The sequence below is a fragment of the Natronomonas sp. genome (assembly GCF_046483325.1).
In the GTDB taxonomy this organism is placed as follows: Archaea; Halobacteriota; Halobacteria; order Halobacteriales; family Haloarculaceae; genus Natronomonas.
Genome location: NZ_JAWODL010000014.1, coordinates 91,939 through 101,013 on the forward strand (window position 1 = coordinate 91,939; position 9,075 = coordinate 101,013).

8 protein-coding genes and 1 pseudogene are annotated in these 9,075 nt (G+C 60.3%); 3 read left to right on the forward strand and 6 right to left on the reverse strand.

The genetic code is table 11. From position 1 onward, the window contains the following. Positions 1 to 52: 52 nt before the first annotated feature. The 4 genes from R6U53_RS05030 to R6U53_RS05045 all read right to left on the reverse strand — a co-directional run bounded on the left by R6U53_RS05030 (position 53) and on the right by R6U53_RS05045 (position 4,873). A complete protein-coding gene (locus R6U53_RS05030) occupies positions 53 to 1,711 on the reverse strand; it encodes an MFS transporter (RefSeq protein ID WP_410321270.1) in 1,659 nt (552 codons plus the stop codon). Further along, entirely contained in the window at positions 1,708 to 3,048 is a 1,341-nt protein-coding gene (locus tag R6U53_RS05035) for a TIGR00341 family protein (protein WP_410321271.1), read from the reverse strand. Before R6U53_RS05035 ends, R6U53_RS05030 begins: the two co-directional genes overlap by 4 nt. 102 nt (positions 3,049 to 3,150) lie before the next feature. Continuing rightward, entirely contained in the window at positions 3,151 to 3,621 is a 471-nt protein-coding gene (locus tag R6U53_RS05040; protein WP_410321278.1) for a DUF1269 domain-containing protein, read from the reverse strand. 604 nt (positions 3,622 to 4,225) lie between these two features. After that, positions 4,226 to 4,873: a DUF389 domain-containing protein gene (locus R6U53_RS05045; RefSeq protein WP_410321272.1), complete on the reverse strand. Its 648-nt coding sequence runs from the start codon at positions 4,871 to 4,873 to the stop codon at positions 4,226 to 4,228. 760 nt (positions 4,874 to 5,633) lie between these two features. On the opposite strand from R6U53_RS05045, the gene R6U53_RS05050 reads away from it, so the two are divergent. The 3 genes from R6U53_RS05050 (at position 5,634) to R6U53_RS05060 (ending at position 6,871) form a co-directional block, all read left to right on the forward strand. Beyond that, positions 5,634 to 6,104 carry a hypothetical protein gene (locus tag R6U53_RS05050; protein ID WP_410321273.1) on the forward strand — a complete coding sequence of 157 codons (471 nt, stop codon included), beginning with the start codon at positions 5,634 to 5,636 and terminating at the stop codon, positions 6,102 to 6,104. A gap of 207 nt (positions 6,105 to 6,311) precedes the next feature. After that, positions 6,312 to 6,497, forward strand: coding sequence for a hypothetical protein (locus tag R6U53_RS05055; protein ID WP_410321274.1), 186 nt, complete (start codon positions 6,312 to 6,314; stop codon positions 6,495 to 6,497). Between the two features lie 41 nt (positions 6,498 to 6,538). Then, a complete protein-coding gene (locus R6U53_RS05060) occupies positions 6,539 to 6,871 on the forward strand; it encodes a hypothetical protein (RefSeq protein WP_410321275.1) in 333 nt (110 codons plus the stop codon). A 333-nt stretch (positions 6,872 to 7,204) separates the two neighbouring features. Here the strand turns inward: R6U53_RS05060 and R6U53_RS05065 are convergent. Both R6U53_RS05065 and R6U53_RS05070 read right to left on the reverse strand, forming a co-directional pair. Continuing rightward, positions 7,205 to 7,558, reverse strand: a pseudogene (locus R6U53_RS05065) (hypothetical protein); the annotation flags it as partial. Positions 7,559 to 7,767: 209 nt separating this feature from the next. After that, the gene (locus tag R6U53_RS05070; RefSeq protein ID WP_410321276.1) at positions 7,768 to 8,958 is read right to left on the reverse strand and encodes an ISH3 family transposase; all 1,191 of its coding nucleotides are present in this window, start codon (positions 8,956 to 8,958) and stop codon (positions 7,768 to 7,770) included. Positions 8,959 to 9,075 lie beyond the last annotated feature (117 nt).

A 9,075-nucleotide genomic window follows, 5' to 3' on the forward strand; every position in this document is an offset into this window, starting at 1 on the left:
CCGGGTAGGGCCGATGGCGCTAAGTAATGATAGCGTACGAGCGATCGGCGCTTTATGACTTCCCGGAATTGCGTGGTAAGAACGCCGAAATAACGAGCGTGAGCGCCGCGAATACGACGAGGAGTAACAACGTCGCGCGCTGGGCACCGACGAATGCGGCCTCGAAGATCCCTTCGAGCAGTGCCCGCTCCGCAGGGGTCAACCCGGCGAGGAACGCCTGTTGGGTCGCCTCGGTTGCCGTCTCTGCGGCCTGTTGCAGTGCCCGGGCGAGTTCGTCGCGTCGGGACACCGACACCGCGGCGCCGGTCGCCCGGAACGTGCCGTCTATCACGCCACGGTAGAACTGCCCGAGCAGGAAGGCTCCAACGATGGCCGTCCCGAGCGCGTAAGCGAGCATCCCAGTCGCGTTCATGACGCTTGAGGCCTCCGAGGAGTTCGCTTGGGGGACCGCCGACAGCGTCGAGTTGACGAGCTGAGGCGTCATGAGCCCGATGCCGACGCCGACGACCGCCATCGGGACGGCCATGCTCCGCACCGTCTGGTTCGGGTTCGTGTCCTGGAATAGCAACAGGAGGCCGACGCCGATCAGCACAGCCCCGACTTGGACGAGGGTCTTCGGCGCCACGTACGCGCGCCAGCCGGTGGTGAACGTCGAGACGAGCAGCGTCCCGACGGAGAACGGGAGCATCGCGACCCCGGCCTCGAAGGCGGTGTAGCCGAGGCCGGACTGGAGGTACACTGGAATGATGAAGATGAACCCGGCCATGACGAGCGCTCGAGCCCCGAAGGTTAGCGAGCCCGCGGTAAAGGTGCGGTTCGAGAGCAGTCCCATCGGGACAAGCGGCGAGCGGCCGGCCCGCTCGAGGCGGTACTCGTACTGGACGAATGCGGCGAACGCAAGCAGCCCCAGGCCGATGGTCCACAGCGCCGGCGACATCCCGAAGGGGTTGAACTGGACGCCGAAGGCGACGAACGGGCGCGTCGCGACCAGCCACCCGAACTTGCCGGCGAGGAGGAAGCCGACGACCAGCGACGTCGCGCCGACGACGGAGAGCACGGTCCCTCCAACGTCGAGTGGGTCGGGGTCGGACGTCAGCGGGGCGGCGCTCACGTAGCGGACGAACACCAGCGCGACGGCGACGACGACCGCCTCGAGGGCGAACCCCCACCGCCAGCTCGCGAACGTCGTTAGCGCCCCACCGAATATCGGCCCGACGGCCGCGCCCGCCGCGCTCACGCCCGCCAGCACCCCGAGGGCCCTCGCGCGGTCTTTCCCATCGTAGGTGATGATAAGTACAGTGAACGTCAGGGGCATCAACACGGCGGCAGCAGCACCTTCGACGAGGGACCAGCCGAAGTACAGGACCACGGGACTCCAACTGACGGCTGCCAGCAGCGTCCCGGCAGCGTAGACGACTAGCGTCCCCTGCATGAGCTGCCGAACACCGTAGATCGACGGGAGCTTCCCACCGGGAAGCATCAGCACCGCCATCACGAGCGAGTAGACTGCGATCGCACCCTGGACGACGGAGACGGTGGTGTCCAGGTCCGACACGATAGCGGGAATCGCGACGTTCATCAGGGTCGAATCGATGACCGCGATGAACATCGACAAGCTCACCGCGATGGCCGGCCCCCAGTATGCCAGCGTCCCCTGCTGTCGCTCCGGGGTATCGACTCTGTCTCGGGTTTCTTCCGAATCAGCACTCATCGAGACGCCCCAGGGATGCCCAGGCGCTGGGGCTGTCGTTCCCGCGTCCCCCCGTCGGATACCTGTGCCTCGATAAATCCGACACGAACGACGACGTCCCGGTCGAACTCCGCAGTCAACTGGTCATCCCAGCGTTGAGCGAGGTCCGGTGGTACCACTTGGTCCCGTGGAACGCCGACGAGGACGTTCACCCGCGGTTCGTTTCCGAGGAGCAGATCGATCGGTTCGTAGTCGACGGTCACCGAAACGAGTTCGACCCCTTCGATGTCCGCCTCGTCGAACTGTTGGTGGAGTTCGCTCCGGGTTTGCTGCTCGAAAGCCTGCGTCTGAAACGTCGTCCAGGTGACCGCACCGAGGACGATCGAGAGCAGTGCGATGGCGACCGCGATCACGATGATGCGCGAGACGATCGAGGCGCGAACGCCCTCGAACGCGCCTGCGTCGAGCGGTTTGAACCCTGCCACCCAGAACAGGGTCAGGGCGGAGACGTTGATCGCGAGCAGGTTCACGACGACGAGCACGGCGCCCGCGATGGCGACACCTGTCAAGCCGAACGCGATACCGAGGCCGGAGGTCGCGGCGGGGGGAACGAGCGCGACGGCGATGGCCACGCCGACGAGGGTCGACCCGGAGCCACGCATGATGCTGAGCGACCCGGCGATCCCTGACCCAAGCGCGAGAAAGAGCGACAGGAAGTTCGGACTCGTCCGCTCGGCGACCTGGGGGATGGTCCGGATATCGAGTCCCGGCGGGACGAGAACGGTCCGCTGGAGGAGCCACCCCATGACCGCCGCCGTCGCGATGGCAGCGACGAGCCCGACGACCTGTAGTCTGATGCCGCGTCTGGTCATCCCCGGATCGTCGAGGATCGTCCCGACGGAGGCGGAGACGGCAGGTCCCATCAGCGGCGCGACGACCATTGCGCCGATGATCGTCGCCACAGAGTCGAGTAGCAGGCCCGTCGTCGCGATGACGGTGCTCAGGAGGAGAAACGCGAAGAAGGTGGAGTTCGCCGGCGCAAGATCCTGCGCCCGCGCGTTTAGCTCCTCGCGCGAGATCCGGAGGCCGGGAAACCGTTCGACGAGTGCGGACAGTCGCTGCGAGACGACGGTCTCGGTCGAGAGGACGATGGTGTACGCGTCCTCCCGGATACCGGCCTCGATCAGTTCGTCCATCACCGGTTCGACGCCGCTTGGTGGGATGGGAAACTGAACCATCGCCTCGAAATCGCCACGACCGACCTCCTCGAACACGGCGTAATCGATACCCTGGCCGTCGAGCGTGTCGAGGACGGCCGATCGGGTTCCCTCGGGGATCAGAACTTGGACGAGTCGCATGTGACACTGAGTGATCGATTGTCCGGGTGTTTCAGACGGTCAGCAAGTGCAGTTTCCGGGCGATACCGTGGTCAATTGCCGGCGGAGACGAGCCTGCCTAGCTCACCCTGAGACTTCCTCGGCGGCAAAGGTTTCGCGCAGGTTGGTTTCGTCCTCGGGGGAGAGGTTCGTCTCGATGATCTCGAACTCATACTCGAAGTCCGAAAGCTCATTTTCGATGCGGTCGAGGTTGCCGCCCCGGCTCAACAAGAACAGCGCAGAGTTCCCCGGTTCGATAGCGTCCTGAACTTCTTTGATGAAGTCGTCGTCGATGCCGATGTCGCCGAATTTGCCGGCGAGTGCGCCACCGGCGGCGCCGGCCAAGAGGCCGAGCCATGGGGCAAAAAATAGCAACCCGATTAGCATGCCCCAGAAAGCGCCGCCCAGGGCCCCCGCGCCGACGAGGCTGTGGGCTTGTTTGACTTTCGCGCGGCCCTTTTTATCGCGGACGACGACTGCGGCGTCCTCAAGGGTGATTAACTCTCGTTTTTGGAAGTCATACATCCTGTCACGCATCGCTTCCGCACCGTCGATGTCGTCGAATTGGAGCACTACGAGTGAACTCATCGGTTGTATTTCTCGTCAATGAATCATAGTTATTAGTTTAGTAACGAGATTAGGAGAGACGTACCGCGCATTATGATGATAAATACTACCTCCTGATCACGGGATGTCGATCAGAGGTTCACCGACTCTTGGGCTGAACGATGTAACCCAGTGTGGTGATTTCCGAGCAGCCACTCCCGAAGACCGCTGGTGAACCGCCTCGGGGGCACGTGCTTCGAGAGACCGCCGGTCTCTCGTCATCCGGGAAGACGACGTCTTCCGACGCCCCCGAGGCACTCGGCCTGCTTCGCCCGTAGAATCACCACCCCTCGTCGGGAGTACGGTTGTACTATCCAACGTCCGTTTCAGTGTCCCCGAGTAGGATAGTCATCTACCTTGCCTTCGAGTTTTTTGGCTCTGTTGAAATCCGCAGTAGCTGATAGGAGCGGCGCGCTGAATAGAGGGCGCGTATCTCACAGGATATGGTCTACCGCCTGCTACTGAAATCGCTCAGTACGGGCGACGAGTTTCCCAGCGGGGTCAGTTCGATTCGGCATGGACGAGCGAAATAGGCGATAAATACGTCGCATGCCTATTTCGCTGTGTGCGCTTTCCTATCGCCACGAGCTCCGAGCCAGAGTGTCACCGTCCCAGTTATCACGACCATGCCTGCATTGAGGACAAGTAAGAGCAGGCCGCCACTGGCCTTGGCAGGCGCTCGTGACAGTAATGTTATTCCCCCAGCAGCTGCGGCCGGGACGAGTGCGAGGGCAGCGACGACGCCGACGAGCGTGTCTTGCCGATCTTTGTCAGTCGTTACCCCCGCCGCGATACCCGCCGCGGCAGCAGCAACGACGCTGAACCAGCCGGCCGTAATGCGTTCTTCAAGTAATGGTTTATCGATGAGATTCTCTGCAGGTGGGAGGACTCCTGTCATGTTCAGTGTCACCGTCGTCACGACAGCCCCAGCAGTCGCAGCCAACAGACCGACGAACGCGACCAAGACCCCGAATCCGGCCCGATTCAACCGCTTGGCAGCAAGGCCAGCGGAAACGAGTTCCAACGGCGTCAATGCCGGGGCAATGACCATCGCACCGATGAGGATCGGAATCGAGTTGGTTAGGAGAGCCACGCCAGCAAGCACACCGGACATCGACATCAAAACAAGATACGACGTATCGAGGGCAACCTGTTCGTACTTGTTCTCGCACTTTTCGGTAAGTGAGACTCTAGGAGACATCTCGAAGAAACACGGGCGTGCCACGTGAAACAATTGCGACTATGCGAGAGTGTCTACTAATCGAACTCCGTCCGTAATATTCCACTCTTAGGCGCCCCATCTACCCTCTGTATCGGTCACGCTGTTTTTGACAGGGAAACGGCAGTCGAGAGCGCTTGTGCAAGAGGCAGGGCGCGAATCTCGTAATCCAGATCGTGCTGAAATCATCAGTAATGATACCCGCTTCGTTTTCAGTCTCCCTCCAGTTCATCCATACACTCGGCGCAAACGTTCAGACCACCCTCTCCGGCAAAGTCTTCTTCGCCGTGGTCGAGTGAGTCGATTAGTTCCTTCGTGATAACATCTGGTGAGATGCTTTGGAGAGTGTCCACATCACTGCCGCATCGAGCACATTTGGCCATATGATAGAGTAACAGAGTCACGGGTTATTATTATTAGCCACGAATCATACCGTCAACGCTGTAGCCTATCGTTACCGCTCTGCTGAATTCATCCTCTAAGTCGGCTACGCCTGTTCTGACAATAGCCTTGGACTCCGTTCAGCGTCTGCTACATAGAAAGCGCGAATCCTGCAGGGGAATCCGTTGGCAAGCCAGGCAAGTCAGCTTGACTGTTCGTCCCGGGACTGGGAGTAGTGCTCGGGAGGGTGTGTCCGCAGAGCGTGTCGGGGAGGAGCGACCTGTCGGTTACCACTTCACCCGAATTCCCTTTTGATAGAATCGCAACGCGGCTTTATCATGGTGTCCGTTCTACTACCGGTATGACGCTTGATGTACCCGTCCCTGAGCCGCCCGACCTCTCGAACCGGGGGCGACCGAGAGGTTTCGACTGGGAAGAATCGGAGACCCCCGGATCCGAGGACTTCTACCGCGAGGACCTCGAGAATCTCCTCCAGGAAGGCGCGTGGCGTGAGGGGTTCGAGGAGTGGGCGGAGTACACGGACCTCCATGAAGAGACGGTCCGAGTCGTCGACGACCTCGACCTGTTCCAGGCCTCCGACTTCTACCGTGATCCAACGGACGACCACCTCCGCTTCGACGCCCCGACGGTGCCTGAAGACTGGCGCGAGCGCGACGTGACCGAATCGCTCGATTCGAGTTCGGTCTCGGCCATCAACGGCGAATTACGTGACCTCGGCCGGGCCGTCCACGAGACACTCCAGAACTACCTCCAGCGGACCCGCGACACCTCCGACCGGAACGAGGAACCCTTTGGCGAGCGCGAAGAGTAGAACGAGGGAACGGAGGAACGCGGGCGGTAGTAGGGTGGGCGTTGGTGAGGCGGAGGGTGGAGTGGCGGACGGTGGTGAGCCGGGCGGTGGATTGGCGGGCGTTGGCGGGGGCAAGAAGCTCCAGAAGGTGGTTCGGAATGAGATCCTAATCGGAGCTGAATCCACCGAATACCCCGCGCGAACTACATGAGTCGTGCTCCCGAGCCTTTGGCCACTCAGGAGGGCCTCTCGATCCAAGAGGTCTACACCCAGCGGTGGGAACCGAAGACCAGCAACAACGCCAGGGCCACCGGGATCGCGTTCGTCGGCGACTGGGTCGTTTTCCTGGTCTTGTGGGGTGGCTTCGAGATCTGGGTCAGTCGGGAGGGGAAGTTCGACCCGCCTCTCCGATAGGCAACCCCACTGTTATCCGCCTGAATCCCCTACCGTAGCATATGGCAGATGATAAACAGGGCCGAGATGAGCAAGCGGATGACGAACAACGTCGCCAACGAGAGCGGATGCAAGAGGAGGCACGTACCCGCGCCGATGAAGAGGAGCCGATGCGCGTCGACGCTGGTGGGGGGCTTGGTGATCTTGATGAAGCGCTCAAATCGCACGACTACCCAGCCACGACAGATGAGTTGGTTGAGGCGTATGGCGATTATGAACTCGAAACGCAGGGCGGCAAGAAATCCCTGGAGGACGTACTCGCTCCAACTGATGACGAGATTTATGACTCAGCCGAGGACGTTCACAGACGGATACTGGGGCTCATAGGGCGATAGCACAACGGTCCAACACACTCATCTCGCAAATTGGGCCCGTGCTCAAATAAACTCCGTCTGTGGTTACCTCTCTGCTGAATCCATTCTCTGTATCCCGCACGCTGTTGCTACCGGAATCCGGGTAGGTTCGGCGACCATGCTGCATACGGGGCGCGAGTCTGTCATCGTGTGGGTACGCGTATCCAGTTCACTCAAACATTGTTCGACCGCAGAGGTCAACTTCCGTGGAAGTACTTCCCCTCCGCGACTTCCACCTCACGAGTGGTGACGGCTCCCTGCCGACACTTTGGACTGATGAGGACCTTACCCCGACATATCGTGCGTTTCAGTAGTTCATTCGCTTTTTTCTGTCTCGGCGGTGAATTCGAGTTGTCCGTTGAGGACGTGTGTTCGGTCGGGTAGTCCCGACTGAACGAGTTCGACGGTGCTTTCGACGACGAGTCGTCGGCTCGACTCCGGCCATTGAACGACCGGAAAGTCGATAAATACGGTCTCGTTGGCGAGTTCACCGAACCGGTGGACTTCGACGACCGCAGCCCTACCGTCCCGGAATAGTGACACGGATGGGTGGGGTTTGGAGTCTCCCATGAACGGGCCTTCGAGCAAGAGCTGTGGCGGAGTGCCGTCACCGCCTAGTGCTACGAATCGCTGTGTGAGCGACTGCAACTCGGTGTCCTCAGTGTCGCTAGTTGTCCACTCCTTCGATAACCACGGTGGCGAAACTCTGGTTTCACGCTCAAAGGACGCCAAAACGAGGCGAAGAGTTCAACAGCTGCTGCAGTGACCCAGTAAAATGTCGAGTCATCCACTTGTTCCCGCTGTGGTTGGTTCTGAAATTGCTGTTCGAAGACAGCTGTCGCTGTTCGCCAGCCTCGCTTCCGGAGAAGCGAGGCGGCTCAGCCGAGTCCGTGCACGTATCCCGGTGGGAGTCCTTGTCCGTTCGTCCGATGCTTCTTCTTCCAACCGAGCTCGTCGTCTAACACCTGCTCGATCCCATGGAGAAACGCATCGCCGAACGTGAACGCCACCGGAAGTGCTCGCCCACCACGCCGTGGTTGGGCGAGCACGGCCCACTGCAACACGAGCCACAACTGCTCTAACAGAAACCCCACGCCCACGTAGAAGAGCCGAATTGTCGTTGAAGGCGTTGTTGTCAGGGCACGTGCTTCTCGGAACTTCTCGTAGCTCTTCTCGATCCGTGACCGCTTGTCGTAGATCGCAGCGACTTGCGCGGGCGTGCGGTCTTCCAGACCGTACGCCGCGTACCCTGTCGCTTTCACACCAGACTTCCCGCGGTCACCGTTCTGGTAGGTGACGTTCACTGCCAGTGGATACGTCTGTTCGTGCTCCTTTCCTTCGCAGATCGTCTCTTCGGTCATGTGTGACGCGGTCGCCGAGAGTTTCTTCCGGAGCGAGTCTTTCCCGGTCTTGACCGGAAAGACTGGCGGCACTGTCTTCCGAAGCACACCGATCAACTCCCCTGCGAAGGCAGCTCTATCCATGAGAATCTGCTCGATCTCGAACGGATACGTCTCGACGCGGGCGAGCACGCGCTCGACCGCGTCAGCCTTGCTATCTTCGCCCGCAACCGGTTCAACCGCCAGCGTGAGTGGCTTTCCTTGGGCGATGACGAACGCTGTGCAGTAGCGGTGACACTTCGTTGTTCCGTCGCGTGCTTGCATCCTTCTGAACTTGGTTTCGTCTTCGGGATCCCCGTGGAACGGATTGTCCATGAAGTCCAGACAGATGGTTCTCGACCGGTCGCGGTCGAGAACCGCCATTGCCATCAGCGCGAGTATGTCGTTGACAGCGTCCAGCATGGCGTTTTTCTCCAAGGTGTGGAGCCAGTCCATGACTGTCTTCCTGTTCGGTGTGTCGGTCGTATTTGTCGTCACGCCGTTGACTGATGTCGTGTCAACGGCAGCCCGGAGCACTACTTCCATGATTTCCTCGGAATCGAGGCCGGAGCCCTCGATTCCTTCCATCGGTATCAGTTCAAGCAACTCCATGCTAAGAGACTTCAACTGGCCGTTCGAAAGGAACTCGTCCGGATCTGTAAGGATGCGTTTGAGTTTTGGTAGCCTCATCACGCATCAATCCGGACAGTGACTGAATTACACAACTGATTCAGTCGCTTCACTCTGACTGCTATGTGTCAGCAACTGGTTTCTTGAGCCAGAGTGGACAACTAGCGATAGTCGTGC

Excerpts from the sequence above, each read along its gene's own strand:
- R6U53_RS05045 (WP_410321272.1), bottom strand. The coding sequence starts at position 4,873 with ATGTCTCCTAGAGTCTCACTTACCGAAAAGTGCGAGAACAAGTACGAA.
- R6U53_RS05030 (WP_410321270.1), bottom strand. The coding sequence starts at position 1,711 with ATGAGTGCTGATTCGGAAGAAACCCGAGACAGAGTCGATACCCCGGAG.
- R6U53_RS05060 (WP_410321275.1), top strand. The coding sequence starts at position 6,539 with ATGGCAGATGATAAACAGGGCCGAGATGAGCAAGCGGATGACGAACAA.
- R6U53_RS05050 (WP_410321273.1), top strand. The coding sequence starts at position 5,634 with ATGACGCTTGATGTACCCGTCCCTGAGCCGCCCGACCTCTCGAACCGG.
- R6U53_RS05070 (WP_410321276.1), bottom strand. The coding sequence starts at position 8,958 with ATGAGGCTACCAAAACTCAAACGCATCCTTACAGATCCGGACGAGTTC.
- R6U53_RS05035 (WP_410321271.1), bottom strand. The coding sequence starts at position 3,048 with ATGCGACTCGTCCAAGTTCTGATCCCCGAGGGAACCCGATCGGCCGTC.